The 21,274-nt window shown below is 58.7% G+C and carries 19 protein-coding genes and 1 pseudogene; 9 read left to right on the top strand and 11 right to left on the bottom strand.

From position 1 onward, the window contains the following. The first annotated feature begins 513 nt into the window (after positions 1–513). Both KUV39_RS18270 and KUV39_RS18265 read left to right on the top strand, forming a co-directional pair. Positions 514–750, top strand: a complete 237-nt coding sequence (locus KUV39_RS18270; RefSeq protein WP_046212322.1) for a type II toxin-antitoxin system CcdA family antitoxin — start codon at positions 514–516, stop codon at positions 748–750. Continuing rightward, positions 750–1,049 carry a CcdB family protein gene (locus tag KUV39_RS18265; RefSeq protein ID WP_209035534.1) on the top strand — a complete coding sequence of 100 codons (300 nt, stop codon included), beginning with the start codon at positions 750–752 and terminating at the stop codon, positions 1,047–1,049. Before KUV39_RS18270 ends, KUV39_RS18265 begins: the two co-directional genes overlap by 1 nt. A 168-nt stretch (positions 1,050–1,217) precedes the next feature. Here the strand turns inward: KUV39_RS18265 and KUV39_RS18260 are convergent, their stop codons facing one another. Further along, the gene (locus KUV39_RS18260) at positions 1,218–1,775 is read right to left on the bottom strand and encodes a TetR/AcrR family transcriptional regulator (RefSeq protein ID WP_222460586.1); all 558 of its coding nucleotides are present in this window, start codon (positions 1,773–1,775) and stop codon (positions 1,218–1,220) included. An 85-nt stretch (positions 1,776–1,860) separates the two neighbouring features. On the opposite strand from KUV39_RS18260, the gene KUV39_RS18255 reads away from it, so the two are divergent. Next, entirely contained in the window at positions 1,861–2,745 is an 885-nt protein-coding gene (locus KUV39_RS18255) for an alpha/beta hydrolase family protein (protein ID WP_222460585.1), read from the top strand. Positions 2,746–2,962: 217 nt separating this feature from the next. Here the strand turns inward: KUV39_RS18255 and repC are convergent, their stop codons facing one another. The 3 genes from repC to repA form a co-directional block, all read right to left on the bottom strand. Then, positions 2,963–4,117 carry a plasmid replication protein RepC gene (gene repC / locus KUV39_RS18250; protein ID WP_222460584.1) on the bottom strand — a complete coding sequence of 385 codons (1,155 nt, stop codon included), beginning with the start codon at positions 4,115–4,117 and terminating at the stop codon, positions 2,963–2,965. 184 nt (positions 4,118–4,301) lie between these two features. Further along, complete coding sequence (gene repB / locus KUV39_RS18245; protein WP_222460583.1) at positions 4,302–5,270, bottom strand: plasmid partitioning protein RepB; 969 nt, start codon at positions 5,268–5,270, stop codon at positions 4,302–4,304. After that, the gene (gene repA / locus KUV39_RS18240; protein ID WP_244998460.1) at positions 5,270–6,370 is read right to left on the bottom strand and encodes a plasmid partitioning protein RepA; all 1,101 of its coding nucleotides are present in this window, start codon (positions 6,368–6,370) and stop codon (positions 5,270–5,272) included. The genes repB and repA overlap by 1 nt, the downstream gene beginning before the upstream one ends. Positions 6,371–6,848: 478 nt before the next feature. On the opposite strand from repA, the gene KUV39_RS18235 reads away from it, so the two are divergent. The 4 genes and pseudogenes from KUV39_RS18235 to KUV39_RS18220 all read left to right on the top strand — a co-directional run bounded on the left by KUV39_RS18235 (position 6,849) and on the right by KUV39_RS18220 (position 10,838). After that, positions 6,849–7,802: a TAXI family TRAP transporter solute-binding subunit gene (locus KUV39_RS18235; RefSeq protein ID WP_222460582.1), complete on the top strand. Its 954-nt coding sequence runs from the start codon at positions 6,849–6,851 to the stop codon at positions 7,800–7,802. 66 nt (positions 7,803–7,868) lie between these two features. Next, positions 7,869–9,653 (top strand): TRAP transporter permease, encoded by a 1,785-nt coding sequence (locus KUV39_RS18230; RefSeq protein WP_222460581.1) that lies wholly within the window; start codon positions 7,869–7,871, stop codon positions 9,651–9,653. A 264-nt stretch (positions 9,654–9,917) separates the two neighbouring features. Beyond that, on the top strand, positions 9,918–10,124 hold the full coding sequence (locus KUV39_RS18225) for a cold-shock protein (protein ID WP_222460580.1): 207 nt from the start codon (positions 9,918–9,920) through the stop codon (positions 10,122–10,124). A gap of 191 nt (positions 10,125–10,315) precedes the next feature. Continuing rightward, positions 10,316–10,838 (top strand): annotated as a pseudogene (locus tag KUV39_RS18220) (transposase family protein). A gap of 25 nt (positions 10,839–10,863) precedes the next feature. Here the strand turns inward: KUV39_RS18220 and KUV39_RS18215 are convergent. The 3 genes from KUV39_RS18215 to KUV39_RS18205 form a co-directional block, all read right to left on the bottom strand. Then, on the bottom strand, positions 10,864–12,612 hold the full coding sequence (locus KUV39_RS18215; RefSeq protein ID WP_222460579.1) for an LVIVD repeat-containing protein: 1,749 nt from the start codon (positions 12,610–12,612) through the stop codon (positions 10,864–10,866). Positions 12,613–12,837: 225 nt separating this feature from the next. Then, positions 12,838–13,716 (bottom strand): DMT family transporter, encoded by an 879-nt coding sequence (locus KUV39_RS18210; protein ID WP_222460578.1) that lies wholly within the window; start codon positions 13,714–13,716, stop codon positions 12,838–12,840. 132 nt (positions 13,717–13,848) lie between these two features. Beyond that, the gene (locus KUV39_RS18205; RefSeq protein ID WP_209035544.1) at positions 13,849–14,802 is read right to left on the bottom strand and encodes a dihydrodipicolinate synthase family protein; all 954 of its coding nucleotides are present in this window, start codon (positions 14,800–14,802) and stop codon (positions 13,849–13,851) included. A 187-nt stretch (positions 14,803–14,989) separates the two neighbouring features. Here KUV39_RS18205 and KUV39_RS18200 point away from each other — a divergent pair, with 187 nt between their 5' ends. Together KUV39_RS18200 and KUV39_RS18195 are read left to right on the top strand one after the other, a co-directional pair. Further along, positions 14,990–15,784, top strand: coding sequence for an aspartate dehydrogenase (locus KUV39_RS18200; RefSeq protein ID WP_222460577.1), 795 nt, complete (start codon positions 14,990–14,992; stop codon positions 15,782–15,784). A 19-nt stretch (positions 15,785–15,803) separates the two neighbouring features. Continuing rightward, entirely contained in the window at positions 15,804–16,763 is a 960-nt protein-coding gene (locus KUV39_RS18195; RefSeq protein ID WP_222460576.1) for a LysR substrate-binding domain-containing protein, read from the top strand. On the opposite strand, the gene KUV39_RS18190 is transcribed toward KUV39_RS18195, so the two are convergent. From KUV39_RS18190 to KUV39_RS18175, 4 genes are all read right to left on the bottom strand, one after another. Beyond that, positions 16,746–18,008, bottom strand: coding sequence for a TRAP transporter large permease (locus KUV39_RS18190; RefSeq protein ID WP_222460575.1), 1,263 nt, complete (start codon positions 18,006–18,008; stop codon positions 16,746–16,748). The genes KUV39_RS18195 and KUV39_RS18190 overlap by 18 nt on opposite strands. Next, entirely contained in the window at positions 18,005–18,538 is a 534-nt protein-coding gene (locus tag KUV39_RS18185; protein ID WP_209035548.1) for a TRAP transporter small permease, read from the bottom strand. The genes KUV39_RS18190 and KUV39_RS18185 overlap by 4 nt, the downstream gene beginning before the upstream one ends. Positions 18,539–18,628: 90 nt before the next feature. After that, on the bottom strand, positions 18,629–19,609 hold the full coding sequence (locus tag KUV39_RS18180) for a TRAP transporter substrate-binding protein (protein WP_222460574.1): 981 nt from the start codon (positions 19,607–19,609) through the stop codon (positions 18,629–18,631). A 153-nt stretch (positions 19,610–19,762) separates the two neighbouring features. Next, a complete protein-coding gene (locus tag KUV39_RS18175; RefSeq protein WP_222460573.1) occupies positions 19,763–21,268 on the bottom strand; it encodes a tripartite tricarboxylate transporter permease in 1,506 nt (501 codons plus the stop codon). Between the last annotated feature and the right edge of the window lie 6 nt (positions 21,269–21,274).

The following is a 21,274-nucleotide window of genomic DNA, read 5'->3' as shown; positions in this document are numbered from 1 at the left end:
AAAGACCCAGAGACAAAAACCAACCGGTGCACCCTAACTTCCCGGTGCAACCCGCCGATCATTCCCTCAAATATCAACCTCGCTTCACCGCAGTTCCGACCTCAAGGTCCGTCCCGCCGCTCCGTCCAGCGCCCCGTCAGCGCCTCAGCGCCGCCGGTGAAGGGGGTTCTATTGTCAGTCCCGGAGAGTCGCAACCCCAAAATTCAAAAAAATCAGATCTTTTTTCAACACGCTAAAATCGAGCCATTATAAGGCGGTATCGGAAATGCCACCGCAGATCGCAGGCTCTGCCGCGCCAGCACAAGGCCAGACCTAAGGAAGGACAGCGTGCCATCCGTCGGCAGCAAGATCGCCTGCAACATGTTGGTCCATGATACTGCCCTGCCCCTTCGCTGCGCTGCCCGTCCTGGCCCCTTTATTCCATTCCTGTTCCTGTGCGCGGCCAGCGACCGAGGCGCGGCGCTTGATGTTTAGATGGGTGCGCATATATAATGCGCATGAACAAGGTGGATCATGCAGTCACAGTCGGTACCAAAGAAACCAACCAACCTGACATTGGATCAGGGGCTTTTGTCAGAGGCACGCTCTTTCGGGGTGAACCTGTCCCAGGCGGCGGAGGCTGGTCTGCGTCAGGCCGTGCAAGAGGCCAAGACAAATGCCTGGAAACGGGAAAACGCGGCAGCGCTGCAGTCATCAAACCGGTGGGTTGAAGAAAATGGCCTGCCCCTGGATCGCTATCGTCCGTTCTGATGGCCCGCTTTGACGTCTACGCCAGCCCGGACAGCACCGGTTATCTGCTGGATGTGCAGGCCGATCTGCTGGACGCCCTGAATACGCGGATCGTCGTGCCGCTGATGCCGCTGGATGCCGCGCCCACACCGGCCAAGCGGCTGAACCCGATTTTTGAAATCCAGTCGGGGCGCTATGTGATGGTCACCCAATTTCTATCGGCTGTGCCCGCATCGCTGCTGAAAGCCCCTGTTCTGAGTCTGGCGTCCTGCGATAGCGAGATCACCCAGGCGCTGGATCTGGCGCTGACGGGGATCTGAGGGGGCGACCCGGAGGTTTCGCCCTGCCCTCGCGACATTCCCCGCTACATTGGAATTGTCAGCTGACAATCTGCCCCCCTGCCCTACCCGCAGCACAGGCGGCAACACTTGCCGCACAACTGGCCACAGCGCTGGCCCAATCTTCACTGCCGGTTCTGTGGCGGCGGATCAGCCAGCCGTGGCCTTGCGCAGCTCTGCTGCGAGCTGGTGGAACGGCGCGCCGGATTGTTGGGCATAGGCGAGGATCCACGCCCCCTGTAGCCGCATATGCAGGGACAGAGCCGCCCCATGCGGGTCGGGAACCCCAAACCGTTCCGCCTGTCGGACCAGACCCGCAGTCCAGGTGGTGTGGATGTCTTCGGCGGTTTTGCGCAGCGCAGGCTCTGACGGGGCCGCCTGAAGGATGCTGACCACCGGACAGGCCGGCACGCTGTTGTGATGCTCTGCATTGGCGGCAAGAGTCTCGCAGGCCTTTACCCCGCCCTCTTCAAAACACGTGGCTGTCTCAAAGCACTGCCCCAGCATGCGCGCCACCCAGTCCCCTGCCCAACGCGTCGCGGCATCCGCCAGTTCGACCTTTCCACCTGGAAAATGATAGTAGAGCGATCCCTTCGGCAAATCCGCTGCGGCCAGGATCTCCTTTAGCCCAACGCCATCATAGCCCTTGCTGCGAAACAGCCGGGAGGCGGTGCGGATCAGTTTATCTCGGTTCTCATTTGATGACATGACGTTATCCCTAACGGATCTAGACCAAGTGGTCCACATCCGCTATAGACCATTTGGTCTAGGAAATTGCATGCAAGGATTTTCGATGGAACAGATTGCTGAAAAGGTCACGATCCCCTGCGCGGGATCAACGATGGTGGGCCGATTTTACCGGGCCAGCGGACAGGCTCGTGCCTCTGTTCTGTTGAACGCGGCCACCGGTGTTCCGCAGCGGTATTATCGCCATTTCGCGCAATGGGCGGTGCAGCACGGATTGAACGTCCTGACCTATGATTACCGCGACTTTGGCGAAAGCCTGAACGGACATCTGAAAGACAGCCCGCTGACAATGGCGGACTGGATGCTGGAGGATCAAAGCGCGGCCCTGGCGGCGCTTGCGGATCTGGCCCCGCGTGGGCCGATCTGGGTTCTGGGGCATTCGCTGGGCGGGCTTGGCGTGGCGTTTCACGACTATCCCGCGCGCGTGAGCCGGATCACCACCATCGGCAGCGGGTTTGCGCATCATTGGGACCACCCGTGGAGCTATCGCCCCGTGGTCCTGGCCTTTTGGTTTCTGCTTGGCCCGCTGGCAACGGCGCTGATGGGGTATCTGCCGGGAAAATCGCTGAGGTTCGGGGCTGATCTGCCTGCCGGGGTTTACTGGCAGTGGCGCCGCTGGTGCACCAGTCGGGATTTCTTTGCCAGTGATATTGGCAGCGCCCTGCCCTACCCCAAGGATGAACGCCCCCTGCCCCAACTGCGGATCTGTGTTGCCAAGGATGACGTTGTGGTACCGCCGAGTGGGGTACAGCGTTATGCGGACAGTTTGCGCGCGTCTGGTGCGCAGTTCGTGACATTTGATCCCGCGCAATATGGGCGGGCGTCTCTGGGCCATATCGAGCTGCTTGGCGCCGGGAACGAAGCGGTCTGGGCAGATCTGCTGGCACTGTCCCAGACAGCAGACAACTGTGTAGAGGTCGCAAGCGCATGATCGATGGATTGCAGAGCAAGGCTCATTCCACCCGTCCCGACCGCGCTGCCGTGCAAGTCTGATTTCACTCTCTCACGGGCCGCGCCCTTGGAATTGTCAGCTGACAATTCCAGGCCGTGCCTGGTGACAGGTGGCCCTTGTCGGTCTGATCCGTGGCGGGCCGATTTACAAATGGCGATCGCATCGACGCACAGGTCCTGCATTTCTCGGCAGGATGTCAGGCATGGGCGGCACCAAAATTGTCAGCTGACAATTTCTGCCGTTGTCTGATGGATGCGATGATCGGGGTGATCGAAAACTGGCCCGCTCGCGCCCTTTGCGAGAGGCGGCGAAGATAGGCGCCGGGACTGCGGATTTCGGAGAGCCGTTCCAACATGCACAGCACAAGCGTTGAGGCGGTCTGACTGCCCATGATGCGTTGCGCTTCGTGAAAGACGGGTTGTTCAATCCCCATCATTGGAACCAATTGGCTGGCCGTGCGGGAAAGATCCTGCCATGAGCGAATGCCATCGGGAAAGAACTGCCTGTATTCCTGACAAGACGACAGAACGTCCTGCAGTGGCTCTTCTATGCCTTGCGCGGCTCTATCCTCAGTTTCCAAGGTTTCAGTTTGAGCGGTTTCTTCAGAGTCAGAAGTAGTTTTATTTGAATACTGTATGTGCCGTTCATTCTGGCTGTCGCTGCCGCTCATTTCTTGTGCTGCGGCGCGTGTTTCCAGTTGGGTGTCGTCTGTCTGCGGGGCAGGGAGGTCGGCGGCAATTTCTGTCAGTGCGTCAATCATGGTGGCCAGATCCGCCTCATCGACGCGGCGGCGCAGGGTCAGGCGGGCGCGTTCTAGAGTTTCCTGGGGCAGGGGGGGCAGCTGCTGGCCGGATGCCAAGATCTCTTGTCGCAACAGGGCCAGCCGATCGCGCAGCACGGCGATACGCTCTGCCTTGAGATCGGCATCTTCCGCGATGGCCAGCACCTGTCCGGCGTGGACGGCGAGGGGAGAGAGATCAAACCCATAGGCCACAGCACGCGTGCCACCGATGTTTCGGGCAAAGCGTTTGCGATTGGGGCTGTCCTGACGGCTGACAATTCCGGTCTCGACCAGTTTGGCAAGGTGACGCCGCAAGGTGCTTTCAGGCATCCCGTTCAACCGTTCACAGAGTTTCCGGTTCGATGGAAAGACCACAGCGCCGCCGCGATCTGCCGCAATCAACTGTTCCGGCAGAAACGTCATCAGGGCCTTCAGAACGGCGAGGGTTCGATGAGAGACACCAAATTCGGGCGCTGCCTTGGACAACGCCGAGAGGATGTCCCATTTGTCGACGGAGGGCAGGGCGCAAGGCTCCGCCATCCCAAACGCGACTTGGGAAGCATGTTTCATAGGGATTTTCACGAAAAAGGCAAAAATCATCCGCCCCTGTGCAGCGCACAGAGTTGACAGGACCGATTCGAAGGGGGTATTCCAAGGGTGCTAAGTTTGAAATGAGCCTTCTGGGATGTATGTCCTGGGGGGCTTTTTTCTTGCCGGGGTTCGTGCCTCCTTTCCTGTCTTTGGCTGGTTGTTGTTACTCTTCCGAGGTTTCCACCGTGAAACGCTCGTGAAGATCTCTCAGCAGGGTTTCGGCATTTGCCTCAACCCACGCGTCAAATTCTGCGTTGTCCTTGGCCGCGATCGTGAGCGAAACCCCTTTGCCACTGCGACGCAGATCCGCGAGAGGGCGGCCATGCGGCCCCTCGATCACGCGGGCCGGTGCCTTGGCGGGTTTGGCTTTCGGTTTTTCGCTGTGGGTCTGTTGGGCCAGCGCCAGGGCGGCCTCGAACTTGGCATCTGACGGACCCGTCGGGAAAAGAGGCCCCTTCATCTCGCTGAGCACACGGTCGCGCGCGCCCGGTTCCTGCATCGCCGCCGCCAGCGCCATCCAGCGTTCGCGGCCAATACCGGGCGCAGAGCCGATCTGACGAAGAAAACCCATGTCAAAGGCGGTTCCCACCTTCAACATCCGCGAGACCATCGGCATATCAATCGACAAGGCCGCTGCGATTGTCTGCCGGTCATAGCCGCCGTCCTGCAATTGCGCTGCAAAAGATGCCTTTTCGATAAACGACAGATCCTGACGCGCAGTGTTTTCCTGACCCTGTGCCATCACAAGGGCATGGTCATCCAGCTGCCGGATCATCGCCTTGACCGGCTGACCCAACTCGCGCAGCGCTTTCAGCCGGCGACGGCCGTAAACGATTTCGTACCGCCCCTGCACCTTGGCATGGGGGCGCAGCAGAACGGGCACCTGCTGACCATAGGTGCGCAGGCTCTCGACCAGTTGGTTTTGCGCGGCATCGTCCAGCCCCAGACGATCCTCTAGGCCTGCGTCGTCAATCAATGCCGGGTCGATGTCCTGAACGGCGTTTTCCTGCAGCCGCGTCAGCGACGATTGCAGGGCTCCCACCGCGCCACGTGGCATCATCCGGGCCTTTGGCTCGGGCCGGTTGGCGGTTGATGGAGAGGTGTCAGTGCTGAGAATCCCTTTGCGTGCCATTAGCGACCCCATGCGTGTTGAATGAGTGTTTCGATCTCTTCATTGACTTGGTTGAGAGAGTCTATTGCACGATCGTAAGTATTTCGATGAAACTGCGTACGCTCTACTTCATAAACTGTTTGCTGAGTGAGGCCCGCGTCAGAAACTGCAGTAGATTTAAGCATATGCGCGGTCATGACTTCTTTACCAAAGAGTTGCCTGAGGAAGGCAACCACCTGTTGTTGGGGTCCGTCATTGGGCTCATATCGGTTGATGAGAAAGCGCAGGAAATCGAATTCCATCTGCGCCCCGGCATTGCCAACCACGTCCAAAAGATCCGCGCTCATCTGCAGGAATTGCGACATCGAGGCGACGTCGAGCATATTGGGCACAACCGTGATCAGAACCCCGGTCGAGGCACAGAGCGCCGACATCGTCAGATAGCCAAGCTGAGGGGGGCAGTCGAAGAGGATCACGTCATAATCCGCTTCAACCTCCTGCAGTACCGTTGCCATGCGGGCAAAGAACGGCGGCTGCACATTGTTGATCAGCGCCTGGGGGGTTTCATGTTCAAATTCCTGCAGCATCAGCCCGGCCGGGGCCAGATCAATACCGGTGAAATAGGTCTTCTGGATGATCTGCTGCAGCGGCACGGGGTCATCGTAGCGGATCGCGTCATAGATGGTGCCGGAGTCCAGGAAATCATATTCGGGCCGATAGCCAAACAGCGTCGTAAGCGAGGCCTGCGGGTCAATGTCGACCGCCAGCACGCGATACCCTTTGAGCGCCAGTCGCTGTGCGGTGTGGATGGAACTGGTTGTCTTGCCCGATCCGCCCTTGAAGTTCAGGAAGGACAGCACCTGCACCTTGTCGCCCTCGCGGCGGCCGGGCAGGTAGGTTCCCGGCGTCTTGGCCGTGCTTTCCAGCGTGTGGCGGATTGCCAGCAGGTCTTCGGCGGAGTAGTGGCGCCGCCCGCCAGGTGTGGTATGAACATCAAGGATGCGGCCATCGAAATGCAGCTTGCGCAGAAAGCTCGCCGAAATTCCCAACAGGTCAGCAGCTTCACCCGCGCTGAACAGGCGCAGTTCCTTGCGCGCATCGGGCGCAAAGCTCTTGAGCATATGGCTCTCCAGCGCCGCCGCGAGCCGTTCGGCATTGTCGCGGATGCGGTGGTTTATTGTCGTGGACTCTGTCACTGCTGCCTCGTCCTGTGTTGTAACGCTCTTTTTCGCCAGAGCTGTATTTACCGTTATTTATGACGAGGCAGTCCGACTTGGCAACAGATTCTTGCCCAAAGCAGGCAGAATGACCCAAAAGGGCCGATTTTGACCCGAGTTTACCGCAAAAACCGCTATCTTTGCCACAGACGTTCCGACCTGCGAGAGCCAGAATCAGACCCTAAATCGGGAATTAGCGCGGATCGGCGGGGCAGGGGAGGGCGAAAGCCATTGTCGCGTAAGTTCGATGGAAAGGGCGTCTGGTCTGTCTCCGTGTCCACAGCCATTGTGCAGCCTCACGGTTGTCACCGTATTCGTGTTGGTTGCGCCGCATCGAAAATCGCGTTCTATGGATCACAAGTGAAATTTGGGAGGAGAAGATATGAACATCGTATTGAAATCGGCTGTTGCCGCTATTGCATTGGCAGCCGCTGCTGTTACCGCCGTATCGGCCGAAACCAGGGTGACCTACAAATCGGCCAAAACGGGATCGTCCTACTATCAGATGGGCGTTGAACTGGCCGAAGCGATGAAAGCTGCGGGCGATATTTCGGTCACGGTCGAAGAAAGCCAAGGTTCTGTCCAAAACGTGATGGAAGTACGCGCGCGAGGCGCCGATTACGTCTTTACCACACCTCCTGCGCTAGTTGGTCTCGCACAAGGGGGCAAGGCCATGTTCGAGGGCAAGGGAAATCCAGCCTTTGACGATATCCGCGCGCTGTTCCCGATCCCGTCGCTGACCATGCATTTCGTTATGTCAAGCGAGAGCGGTGTCACCGATATCGCTGACCTGGACGGGCAGACCATCTTGCTGGGCAAGGGGTCTTTCGGTGCGAGAGAGGGTGAAAAATACCTCAAGTTGTTTGGTGTTGCTGACAGTGTAGAGATCGCTGATGTGGAGCTGTCCAACGCTGTTGCTGCGCTTAAGAACGGCCAGATTGACGGTTTTGTCACGGCAGGTTCTTATCCTGCGCCAAACGTGATCGAAGCGGCAGCTTCTGCTTCTGTTACGGTGCTGTCCATGACCGAGGCGCAGATTAGCGAAACCAAGCGCACCAAGCTAACCATCCCTGCGGGCACTTATGCAGGCCAAGACGCGGATATCACCACGACGTCGCTGCCGGTCGTTGCCTTCACGACCACCAAAATGGACGACGATACCGCCTACGCATTGACGAAAACGTTCTGGGAGAACAAGGCACGCCTTGGTGATACATCGCCCTGGTGGAACGGTGTGGAGCCAACCATGCTGAGCAATGTCACTGGCAAAATCCACCCCGGTGCCGTGCGCTACTACAAGGAAGCGGGCATCGAACTGAGCGAAGAGCAGATGTAAGGCGCAGGCCCTTTTTCAGGCCAGAGACCTCCTCTGGCCTGTTCCTCCCCGATGAAGAGATCCCAAATGTCCGATGTTTCTGGTGGCCGCAGCACTGCGGCTTTTTGGTTGATGCTGGCCACCGCCTTGGTGGGCTATCACCTTGCGCTTATCTTTTCGGGGCTGGTTCCCAATCTGGTCAGCCGCCCTCTGCATATGGCATTTACGCTGCCTTTTGTGCTGATGCTGGGGAATAAAACCCGTTGGGGTGTTTTCAGCGGCACGGTTATGGCCGGCCTGGGCATAGCCGCATCGTTATGGGTCGCGATCAACCATGACCGGTTGGGGGATCAATACGGCTTTCTTGAGGGAAACCTGCAAATCGCCATTGCCATGACATTGCTGGTGGTGACGCTGGAAGCGGCGCGCCGGGCCATCGGTTGGCCCTTGCCGCTGGTTGCGGGGGCGGCCTTGCTCTACGGGCTGTTGGGGCAGCACATTCCCGGCCAGTTCGGTCATTCCGGGACCCCGGTTGCCAGCTTTCTTGGTACGCTCACCATTGCCGAAGGCGGGATCTGGGGGTCTTTGACGGGGGTTTCCGTCAGCGTCGTGGCGATCTTCGTGATCTTCGGCGCGGTGCTGAATGCTGGCGAGGCGGGGCAGGGGTTCATGAACGTCGCAGGGGCTGCGGCCGGACGACTGAAAGGCGGGGGAGCAAAGGTTTCTGTGATCTCATCGGCGCTTTTTGGATCAATTTCGGGCTCTGCCTCTGCAAACGTGGCCTCCACTGGTGCAATTACGCTGCCCGCGATGACGAAACTTGGCTACCCCAAACGCCTGGCTGCAGCCGTTGAGGCGGTAGCCTCTTCTGGGGGGCAGATCATGCCGCCATTGATGGGGGCGGGCGCCTTTGTCATGGTGGAGCTGACCGGGGTTCCATATACCTCGATCATGGCGGCGGCGATCCTGCCGGCGATCCTTTACTTTTTTGCTGTTTGGGTCGGAATTAACGCCTACGCCACACGTTTTGATCTCAGGCAGGTAGACGAGGCGGACCAGCCCAAAAGGCGGGACGTTATTATCACCTCCCTGTTTTTGCTGGTGCCTTTCTCTGTTTTGCTCTGGGCGATGTTCGGGGCAGGATTTACGCCGCAATACGCGGCCGCTCTTGCGATCCTTGCTGGGGCTCTGTTGCTATTTTTGAACGCGGATCTGGAACTCCGCCCTGCGCAGATCGCCGAACGCTTCCAGGGTGCAGTCATCAATGCCGCAAAACAGGTGTCGATGATCGCATCAATCATTCTGTGTGCCTCGATCATCATTGGCGTGCTGGCGATCACGGGTTTGGGTGTCAAGATTACCTCTCTAATCCTCGAAGGATCGGCAGGATTGCTTTGGCCCTCGCTGTTGCTGACTGCGCTTGCTTGTTTGCTGCTTGGAATGGAAGTGCCAACGACGGCGGCCTATGTCATCTGCGTGTCCGTTGCGGGGCCGGCGCTCGGCCAGTTAGGGCTGGAGCCGTTGCAGGCGCATCTCTTTGTTTTCTGGTTTGCTTTGCTTTCGACCATCACGCCGCCCGTGTGCGGCGCAGTATTCATTGCGTCCGGTATGATCGGAGAAAACTGGCTGAAAGTCGCCCTGACAGCGATGGCTCTTGGGGTAGGGCTGTACCTTATTCCCTTGGGAATGATTGCAAACCCCGACATTCTTCGTTTGGCTGAAAACCCTGCGCCCGCACTCATCGCGATGCTGCGCTTGGCCTTAGGGCTGGCGCTCGTATCCTACGGCTTGATCAGCGCCCGCAAGGTTGTGAAGACCGCGGTGCTCGTCGCCGGAGGTCTCGCAGTGATATTTTCAGGCCTTTATGTATGACTGTGATGCCAGCTGAATGTGGTGGAGCATCAAAGAACGATGGTGACGTTTGATGCGATATTTGATCGCAAACCCGCACGTGCGGTGATGCGGGGCGAAAAGAATCCTTGCTATCGGGCTGCCAAAGGCGCAGGGAGAGGGCGCTAACGTTTCTTCTCTTCGAATTTCTGCTGCCGCTAACCCGGTTCCGGTTGATCGACTTGGATCGACTTTCGCCGGGCTGTCGCGATCTTGCGGGCAGCATCTATTCAGGAGACTACGGTTATGGCCAATGGCACCGTGAAATGGTTCAACCCCACCAAAGGTTTTGGTTTCATCCAGCCGGAAGAGGGCAGCAAAGACATCTTTGTGCACATCTCGGCAGTAGAGCGCGCGGGCATTGCAGCGCTTGATGACGGTCAGAAAGTGACCTTCGAGATCGAGAACGGCCGCGATGGTCGTCAGTCGGCGACCGATCTGGCACTGGCATAAGTGCTTGCCCCAGTTTGCTGGGGCGCCTTTCCGGGCAAGCGCATGGAGCAAGTGTCCTCTCTGTGGTGAGGTTGTTCCGCAAAGCGCGTGTCTAAGGTCAGGACCCATTGGTTTTCGCGTTGTAGGACGATTCCGGCCTCGAAAAACGAGCGGCGTCCACGTCTGACCATTTTTGGCTGACGGATGCGCAGATGACGCGTCTTGAAACCCTCCTCCCAAAGTCTCACAGCAATCCCTGCGCCGATTATTGGCGCGTGTTAAGCGGTATCATCTTTATCAACCGGAATGGTTTGCGGCGGTGTGACGCACCTGCGGCCTGCGGCCCGCATAAAGCGCTCTACAATCTTTGGAAGTGGTCGGGCGACAAGGGGGAAGCCTCCTCAACGTATTTGTCACCGTCGGACTAGTCAGCGATTACATGGGGGCACACACCTTGCCGAGCAACTTGCCCAAGGCTGACTGGCTACTCGGGTATCGCGGGTACGACGCCTAATCGTTCAGAGAAGCATTGAGAGATAAAAATATTAGCGTCAGCAGTCCGTTCAGGAATGCTGACGCAAGATGGCGGTGAAAGACGACAAACGACGCAATCACATGAAGATTTTTTTCGGCAGCCTCAAGGATTGGCGGCGGGTCGCGACAGGCCGTGACCGATGTCCCAAGGTGGTCTTGCCGGTCGTCGCCGTCGCTGCACCCGTCATCTACTGGCTTTGAAACGTTGTGAGTCCAGACCCTAGGCTCATTGCTTGCGCGGTGGCCAAGGTGTCTTGGGCAGGCCGGTAAGCGGCTCACCCAGAAGCGGTGAGGTCAACGCATAGACACCGTTCACAGCAAAGGCCCAGATAATGTTTCGATCATATTCCACAAACACAGCAAAGACGGCATTGTCGAATGTCCAGTCTGGTACTTCCTCCGAGGTGGGAAAGGCGGGTACATAATAGCCGGAGATCGTTGGTTCGGCGGGATCTTCGACGTCGAAGATCTGGATCCCCGCGTTGTAGAAGGCGTAGATCACAACTCCGTCTCGCCCGCCTCCCGGCTGGTCGATGCCCCCGGAGCGTTTCGGCCCGAAACTGCCACCGCGCTGGCAATAGTCGTCGAAATCGGCCTCTTTGGGAGGTATTGGGCGCGGAAATGTGGCAGCAACAATTGGGTTGGTCGGGTCGGACACATCTATTGAGAAGATGTCTTTGTAGGGTTCGTAGCAATTCGAATTCATCGGGTAGCCGTTTGAGAACACGTGCCCGGTGCGGGCGTACTGGCTGACATCGACGTTGTCGAACTCAGTACCGGCAAAGCTGGGAGCGACTTGCAGGTCACCCTGCGGCGTCGGGTTTGCAGGGTCGCTGACATCGAAGGTCCAGAATCCAAGTCCGCCCATGCCGCCAAATCCGACCGTACCGCCGTCCTCGATCGGGACAGGCAGGGCTAGCGGATTGCGCGAGCCCATCCAAGAAGTGCGGTTACCCGCGCGTGGGTTCTCCAGATAGGCCGCGAGGTCTTCGGCGGAGTCGATGTCCTGCCCGGGCACCGACAGCTGACTGACAAATTCAGGGTTGGTAGGGTCGCTCATGTCCCAGATCTGGTAGCCGGGCGAATGAACATAGTCGGGGTATTCGGTCAGCGCAAAGCTGTCTTTGGGGGCTGCGGACAGAACCATGTAGCGACCGCCAGTCCAGGCCGGAGCATCCAGAGATCCTGACCCCTGCTGTTCACCGATGGGGGCGTCGGGGTTGACGCGGTCGGTGGTGCGTTCGGCGATCATGGTCCAGTCGTCCGGTGTCGGGCCGTTCATCTCAAAAACCCGGAAACCTTTCAGCGAGGTGTAGTTGCGCACCAGGGCAACGCCCTCGGCGTCTTCGGATTTGCGGCCCATCACACCGAAGCGGCCGATTTCGTAGGAAGCCACCGCTACGTATTTTTGCAGCCCTTCGTGCCAGGCAATAGTCAAGCCACCGAAATAATCGGTGACGTTCTTGCTGTCGAATTCCTCACTAGAACCGTTCGGTCCCCAGACGCCGCCATCGCTGTATACCTCAACGGCATTGGCCGGATCGGTGATGTCCAGTACCCGCATGTAATCGCGGTCATGCGCATAGAGATAGCGTTTGCCATTCATGTCGATGGCATTGGCCCACGCATGCCAGGGCGACGTCACTGTCGGGTAAAAGGCCAGTACATCGACGTTCTTGGCATAGGAGTTCTGGTCCCAACCTTCCAGTTGGCCGGGGAAGTTCGGTGCATAGGAAGACAGCGGCGAGGCTTTCGGCGCAACAAAGGTACCACCTTCGCCGATCATGCCATAGTCGCGTCCGGGTTCAGGTGGGACAGGTGGGTTGTGCGGCGTCGCCTCGAACCAACGCTGCACGATTGAGTCGCGGATATCGATGACACCGGGCTCTCCGCCGTTACCTGCAGCTTGGGCCATGGGTGTGAGCAGGGTCACAGCTAGCGTAAAGGATAAGGGCAGATGGTAAGACTTAGGCATAGAGATCCCCTGTTGTTGGCGCTGACATACGGCTGCTTAGGTGTCGCTGCGGCTACGTCGGCCTGTTCTCGTTGCCCGAAAGCCTACGTCAAGCGGGGTTCTGCTCAGTCATTATTCCAGGAAATTGGGTAGCAAAAAATTGAATACCTGAAGCTGAAGCGCCGTGTCCAAGCCGCAACTAGGGCAGGTTTACCAGAGAGAGTTTCAGTTGTGACCAAGGCTAGATCAGTTCAGGAGCAGCAACGCGGTGCCGAGTCCAACGAGCAGTGTTGCCATCATTCGGGACAGCGTCGGTCGGAGCCACTGGCGCAGCAGCAGCGCGGCAAACAGGGCACTGAACAGCACGTCGAGTGCTCCAATCAGGGCCACGCTGGTGACAGAGGTATGCAGCAAGGCCGCAAGCTGCAGCGTTTGCCCGACTGAAAGCAACAAACCTGTGCCAAGAAACCTGGGACTGCGGTCTGCAAACAGGTCGTGCAATCTTGTACACTTGTCTTTGTTGCCGCTCAATAAAGCCCAGCCAACATAGCACAGGCAACCTGCCATGGCGCCGACACATGTTGCGAGCAGCGGGTCGGGAAGTTGCAGCAGCCCCAATTTACGCAGGCTATAGGAGAGAGCGTAGCTGGCCGCCGATAGCAACCCCAGCAGCACCCCCGCCAGCGTTCCCAGCGGCGCCGCGCCGCCTGCGAAGAAAAACATCCCGGCCACCACCAGCACCCCGCCGAGTAACTCGGCAGGTCCAGGCCAATCACCGATCATCAGGATGGCAAGCGGGATAGCAAAGAACGGGATCAGGCGGCGCAGCATCGCGGCCGCAACCGGACCTAGGATTTCGGTGGAGCGGTACATAAATAGCCGCCCGAGCACCGTGGCGAAAACGCCCGCCAAGGCGAACAGGGCGAGCGCGTTTTTTCCCGTGGTGCCGGACTGAAGGGCGGTCTCAGGACCAACCAGTAGCCACAGGGCCCCGGTTAGAAGGGCGGTCATCAGCACCGAAAGGAACACCCCGCCGTCGCCGCGCCGCTGGTTGCGGCTGCGGGCGATGGTTACGCCGGCCAGCCCGTAGCAGGCGGCAGATAACAAGGCGAAGAGCTCTCCCACGGGGACCTCAGATTGTTGGTAATTAGGGGCAAGTGTGAAAGAAACGGCCGCGCGGCTTCTGTCCGCGCGGCCGGGAGATATCAGAGCCCTAAGATCCTGACTGAGCGATCGCTACCCGCCGGCTACGTCCAGTCAGAGTTTCAACCCGCAGCTCTCGAACGCCTCGCGAATGGTAGCTTTTTCCGTCTCGGTTAGGTTCAGCATTGGATGGCGCACCGGGCCGCCGACCTGACCTAACAGCTCCTGCCAGTATTTGCCGAACGCCTGCGGCTTATCCGCTGGACGGCTGCGAGCGATCGCCTCGCGCACCGGGTTTAGGCTGTCCCGCAGCTTGCGGGCCTCTGCGAATTTGCCCTGAAAGGCCAGCTGGGTGTAGTCATGCATTCGGCGGTCATTGCGGGTCTGTAGCTGATACGGCGGCGAGGAGCAGAGGTAGAGCTTCCAGTCCAGCTCCTCGATATTGTCCAGCCATTCGTCCTCTGAGGCGGTGGAGACGTGGATCTTGTCGCCAACCATATGAGACAGACGTACATACATTTCGCGTGGGACTGAGTATTTGATGGCGACGATATTGGGCAGCTCGGCGATGCGGGCGCATTCTCCGGGCTGCATCAAGTAGCCGCTGTCAGGGTGGCTCCACATGGCGATGCCGATGTTCAGCTGATCGCAGAGCGCCTTGTAATACTGGTACAGAACCTCGCCCCTGTTCTGCACAAAGCTTAGCACCGGGGCATGCACCACGACGTAATCCGCGCCGCAAGCCTCGGCATGTTTAGCCAGCTCAAGCACCGTGGCGAAGTTCTGGTCCGACACCGACATGATGGTGCCCGCCTTGCCACCACATTCGTCGACAGCGATTTCAAAGTTGCGTTTACGCTCCTCCAGGCTCATCGAGAAGAATTCGCCCTGTTTGCCGGCGATGAACAGGCCTTGAATGTCCAGGTCGTCGATCCAATGGCGGATGTTTGAACGCAGCCCGGTCTCGTTCAGAGACAGATCCGCGTTGAACGGGTTAAGGGCTGCAGCCCAGATCCCTTGCATGTGCTCGCGGGCGTAGTCCTTTGCTTCGTGTCTTGAGTATTTCATGCGCCGATCCTTGTTCGCTGAATGGCCGGGAGCGCGCCGCGCGGGGCCGCCATAATGGTCAGCGCCCAGCATTTCGATCAGCTGGCCAGAAAACAAATCCAAAGATGTGATCCTGATATAACCAAAATTGCCATCAGGCTGTCCTGAAAAACGGATATCAGAGGTGCAAACGAACGAGGATTGTTTAATGAAGATCGCTCTCATTGGGTTTGGTACCATTGCGCGGTATGTCGTGGATCAATTGGCGAGCAGCCGGATCGAAATCGCTGCTGTCATCGTGCCGGAGTATCAGATCGCGCCGCTATCCGATGAGCTTGGTAAGCGGTTCAACTTCATCACTGAAGCGGCAGAGGCTGGGAACGACATTGACCTGTTTGTTGATTGCGCGGGTCATGGTGCGCTACTGCAGCACGGAGCCCAGATCCTTCGCGCGGGACATGACCTGCTGACGGTGTCAATTGGAGCGCTCGCCGATGCTGCGCTGTTGGAGGAACTGGACCGCGCCGCCGCAGTTGGCGGCGGCAGCATTCGCTTGGTTTCCGGCGCGATCGGTGCGCTGGATGCGTTGCGCGCGAGCCGGACCGGAACGCTGCAGGCAGTTCGCTATATCGGACGAAAACCGCCGCAAGGCTGGATCGGCTCACAGGCGGAGCAGGTTCTGGACCTCAGCGCGCTGGCCGGTGCGGCGCAGGTGCATTTCCGCGGCACCGCTCGCGAGGCGGCGCTACAGTACCCGAAAAACGCCAATGTCGCCGCTGCGGTGGCTCTGGCGGGCATTGGCCTTGACAATACGCAGGTGGAGTTGCTTGCGGATCCGAGTGTCAGTCGTAATATTCACGAGATCGAGGCTGAGGGCGATTTCGGTTCGTTCCGCTTTTCCATCGAAGGTAACCCCCTGCCGTCAAACCCGCGCACCTCTTCGCTTGCGGCGATGAGCGTGATAGCTAGCATCAAACAATATGCTGAGCGCATTAAATTCTGACACGTCAGGAAGAAAACACATGGTCAGCCGCCACACCCGGATTGTTGAAAAGGTGCAAACTCGGCTGAAGTTCCGGCAGCTACGTCTGTTGGTGGCGGTAGGGCAGCATCAGAACATTCAGGGCGCGGCGCGGGAACTGAACGTTTCGCAGCCGGCGGCAACCAAGATGATCAAGGATCTCGAGCTCGATTTCGAGGTCCAGCTGTTTGACCGCACTAACCGTGGCGTCATCCCCACGGCCTATGGTGAGGCGCTGATCAGACAGGGGCAACTAATCTTGGCGCAGGTGTCAAACGCTGCGCAAGAGCTGGACGACCTCAACGATGGCAGTAGTGGTCGGGTTGTGATTGGTTCGCTTTTGGCAGCTTCGTCGGGGCTTTTACCGCAGGCAATCGATCAGCTGATGCGCGAACGGCCGCACGTGGCGGTGAAAGTGGTCGAGGGCACCAATGACGCGCTTATGCCCGCGCTGCGCCGTGGCGCGATTGACATGGTGGTCGGGCGGCTGCCAACCCACCGTCATCGAGACGAAATTGCACAGAGTAAGCTATTCGATGAAACTATTGTGGCGGTGACCGGTCCAGACCATCCACTTGCGGGGCGAAAAGGACTGAGTTTCGAAGATCTGAAGCCATTCGGCTGGATTCTGCCTCCACCAGAAACCAGCTTGCGGCGGCAGGTCGACATGTTCTTTGGCGGACAGGGCATGTATGCACCGACCTCCTACGTGGAGTCGGTCTCCTTTCTGACCAACCGTAGCTTACTGCAGCGACGCTCCCTTATCTGTCTGATGCCGAGCCATGTACCGGAGCAAGATATCGCCTGGGGCAGCCTGGCGAGGCTGGACTGGTCGGTGCCCGTTGGTGCCGGGCCCGTTGGGATTTCGTTGAACGCCAAGGCGCGGCTCTCACCGGCTGCTAAGGCGCTGATTGGATATCTGGAACAGGCCGCCGCCGAGCAGTCACAGCAGCGCGGTTGACAGCAGAGGCCAGTAGCTGAGCGCCACCAGAACAATGGCTACCGCCAACAGGAATGGCCACAGCGCGGACAGGATTTCAGCCACCCGTATGCCGGTCATTGATGAGGTGATGAACAGTCCAACACCCACCGGTGGCGTAAGTAGACCTAACACCAGATTCAGGCACAGCACCACGCCGAATTGGAACGGGTCTATGTCATAAGAGCCGGTGGCAATCGGCAGCAAGATCGGGGTGACGAGGATCACCGCCGCAATGCCGTCGATTAACATGCCCACAAACAGCAGCATCGCGTTAACGATCAACAGAAAGAGAAATGGGTCGCTGGTGATGGCGGTGATGGATGCAGCCAGCTTCTGTGGCAGCGCCTCGTAAACAACCACCCAGCCGAACACATTGGCCGCTGCGATCATGAACACAACCATGCCTGAGTTGACGGCGGTGCGTCGGAACAGACTGAAGAGCCGTGGCAGTGTCAGTCGTTGGCCCGAGAACCAAGCCATCGCAAACGCCACCAGGGAGGCCACCGCAGCGGATTCAGTAGGTGTTGCCACGCCGAACAGGATGCCCCCAATAATCGTTATGGGTATCAGGCTCGCGGGCAGGCAGCCGAGTAGCGCCCGTGCTGCGTCTGACCGTGTCATCCATTGCCCGTGCGGGAATCCTTGTGCGATTCCAATGACAGTCACGACAATGACAAAGGCTCCAAACAACAATAGCCCCGGGAGGATGCCTGCGATGAACATGTCGCCGATCGGCAGTTGCGCCAGAACGCCGTAGATAACGAACATCATCGATGGCGGCACTACAGGAGCCAAGAGGCCGCCCGCAGCGGTCGTCGCAGCGGCAAAGCCGGGGCGGTAGCCTTCCTGTTTCATCGCGGGCACCATGGCGCGGCTCATCACTGCGATTTGACTGGCAGCTGAGCCAATGATCGCTGCCATGAACATGTTGGCCAGAAGATTGATGTAGGCAAGGCCGCCGCGAAAACCACCGACAAAAACCCGTGCGGCCTGGACCAGCCTTTGGGTCATGCCACCCTCGTTCATCAGCTCCCCGGTCATCATGAACAGCGGGATCGCCAGCAGTCCGTAATTTTCAAGACCAGAGAACAGCTGCTGGGCGAAACTATCAAATAGCACCGCGTTCCCGCTGGCTTGCACATAGGTGATTGCGGTCAGGATAAGCACGAAGGCCACCGGCACTGCGCAAAACATGCAAAGGATGAATACGGCGACTGTCGTCATGATTGTTCCTTGCGGTCGGCCGCGGTGAGGAGGTTATTGAAGCTGTGCAAAATCAGGCCGAAAGCAAAGATCCACATAATGGACCAGACCCAGACCTTGCGTACCCCCAGCGTGCTGGTGGCCTCGGAATAGATAAAATTGAAGGTGGCGCCTTGGAAGGTTTCAACGTCAAAGCCAGCGCGCGCGAACTCCAGCGGCAGGAACCAGCGCCAACAGAACCAGGCAGTCAATAGCGCCAACGCAAAGATTACCGCATCGACGAGGCGCGATAGCATCTGTGCAATAGCTTGTGGCATGGCGTCGGTGACAATGGTGACGGCGACCGCGTCCTTATGGTGGACAGCCGCTGAGGCCGCCAATAGCGTCATCCAGATCATGGCATAGATCGCCAGCTCGTCTACCCAGAACAGTGCAAGGCCGAGGTTGCGGGTCAGCACGTTCAGCAGGATCAGCGCGGTGACAGTGGCGGCGAGAATGGCAGCGCAGGCTAATTCCGCCCGTGCCCATTGCCGGGAGAAAGTCTGAAGCATCGGGAAAAGCCATGTGTTGGGTCTTGAATATCCAAGGCAGGGGCGGGGCTTGATGCGACCGCCCTTGCCGTGATGGCGGGGGCAGCGCGGTTAGCGGGTCGCCTCGGCTGCGGCACGGATGGCGGGCAATGACGGCGCCTCTGCAGCCCATTTTTTATCCCATTCATCAATGACACCGGCGAAGAATTTCGGCCCGACCTTGATCATTGTCAGGTCCAGTGCCTTTAGATTATCCAACCATTCCGGCTCTTTGGCTGCGTAGGTGTCGATAGTGCTGTCCAAGTGCTTGGCCATCAACTCTGCGATCATTGCCCGGTCGTCCTCGCCTAGATCCTTCCAAATGCGCGCCGAAACTAGCCCAACCACCGGGAACATCATGTGATCGCTCTGCACGATGGTTTTGGCGTGCTCGTGGTATTTCAGCACCCAGATCAGCTCTGCGTCCATGTCGATGGCGTCGACCTGGCCGTTAGCCAGCGCATCATAGACACTGGGCAGCGGCATCGGGGTCGGCGCGGCGCCGAGCCCCTCGTAAAAGTCGAAGATTGGTGCAAATGGCGTGATCCGCAGCTTCAGCCCGTTGAGGTCCTCGGCGCTGTTCACTTCCTCGCGCGACACGATTTGGCGCAGGCCGGCCATGCCAAGGCCGAGACCAACGACGCCTGCCTTGGCGGGGAGTGGATCCAGCATCTGCCGTGCGGTGTCAGAGCGCAGGATGCGGCCGGCATGGTCGATGTCGGCGGCAAGGTAGGGCGCGTAGAAGGCGCCCAGATCCGGCACCCGGTTGGAGACTTCGGCCACGGTCAGAAACGCCATGTCCAACGCGCCGGTCTGCAGTTGCTGTAGCATCTGGGCCTCGTTTCCCAGTTGACGTGCTGGAAAGACCTGCACGCTGTGCGCTCCGTTTGAGGCGCTATTGATTTCGTCGGCAAAGGCCTCTGCCGCTTTGGTCCAGATGTGTGGCGGCGGCGTCAAGAGACCAAGCCGGAACTCTGCCGCCTGTGCGCCTACAGCGAAGCAGCAGGCCGCCATTGTTGCTACTGCGGTTTTGAATGACTTCAGATATGCCATGTGTGATCTCCCCGTTGCGAGCTTAGGCCCAGCATGGGGAAGGGTCTGATAGTTCAGCAACTTGTAACACGGCAATCTGGTATAAATTGATGTTATAGCTGAGGGGGTGCCGAGCGGTTGCCCAACGCCCCCTCATGGTTTGTTCGACGCGTTTTAAACGGGTAGGGCGCGGCGGTTTTGCTTGCGTATATGAAGGGCTAAGAAGATCAGGTTCACCGCCAGTAGCGCCAGCGCCACGGGGTAGCTTGCCAGCTCCTGCAATGAGCCGCCGGTAAGGCTGTAGGCTTGTGACAGGGTAGTCTCAAACCGGCTTCCGAGAAAGAAGGCGATGATAAACACGATCACCGAAAAGCCCAACGCGTTCAGCACCAGTCCTAATAACGTACAGGCCAACATCGTGTATAATCCGAACAAGCCGCCCGCGCCCAGATAGACGCCTGTAATGCACAGTAGTAGCGCCAGAGTAAAGATCACCAGTTCAGGCGCCCTAACTACCGCAGACCAGAGGCGCAAGCCGGCCTGGCCAACCCAGAAGTTCATGAAATTGGCAGCGATCATCGCCCCGAACAGTCCGTAGATCAGCTCTGCCTGCTGGTCGAACAACAGCGGCCCCGGCTGGATGCCATGGATCTTGAAGGCGCCGATCAGCAGGGCTGCTCCGACGCTGCCGGGGATGCCCAGCGTCAACAGCGGAATCAGGTTAGCCCCAACCACAGCTGAGTTTGCCGATTCCGCCGCCGCGATGCCTTGGATATTGCCTTTGCCGAAACTGTCCGGATCGTGGGCGCTCTCACGGGTGGCGGCATAGGCAATGAAGGCCGCAGCAGTGGACCCGATACCAGGTAGTGCTCCCAGAACCGTGCCAATCGAGGCCCCGCGCAGCATCGCAAAACGGCAAGACCAGTACTCGCGCCAGCTGATGCTGCGGTCTGCGGCGGGCTGATCGGCCGGGATCTCCACCGCGGGGCGCGACAGACCGCTACCTTGGGCTAAGCGACGCAGCACCTCGGGCAGCACGAGAATGCCTAAGGCAATGGCTTCCAGTGGAATGCCATCATAAAGCTCAGTCTGGCCGAAGATTAGTCGTGGTGTGGCGTATTCTGGGTCCAACCCGACGGTGGCAAGCAGTAGCCCCAGGAACAACGCGACACCGCCGCGGGCGATGGTGCCTCCAACCAAGCAGATAATCACTGTAAAAGCCAGCAACAGCAGGAATAGGATCTCAACTGGTCCCAATTTCAGCGCCACGATGGCCAGCGGCGCAGAGACGGTGATCAGGATAATATCGCTGGCGGTGTCACCGGTGACCGAGGAATAAAGCGCCATCCGCATTGCCTTCAACGGCTTTCCCTGCCGCGCCAGCGGAAAGCCGTCGAGCGCGGTGGCAGCGGCATCTGGTGTGCCTGGGGTGTTTATCAGTACCGCTGGCACCGCGCCGCCTACTAATCCGCCTTTGCCGATGCCAACAAGGAAGGAGATCCCGACTAGGGGTTCCATGACAAAAGTAAACGGAATTGCAATGGCGATCGCCATCACTGGACCAATGCCGGGAACCGCCCCAACAAATTGGCCGAGTACCACTCCGGCCAGCACATACAGCAGAACCACCGGGGTAAATGTCCCCGCCAATGCTGCTAGAATTACATCAAACGGTACCATCGCTCC

Source organism: Phaeobacter italicus (assembly GCF_019801785.1).
GTDB lineage: Bacteria > Pseudomonadota > Alphaproteobacteria > Rhodobacterales > Rhodobacteraceae > Phaeobacter > Phaeobacter italicus.
This window is presented reverse-complemented; position numbering and strand designations above follow the sequence as displayed.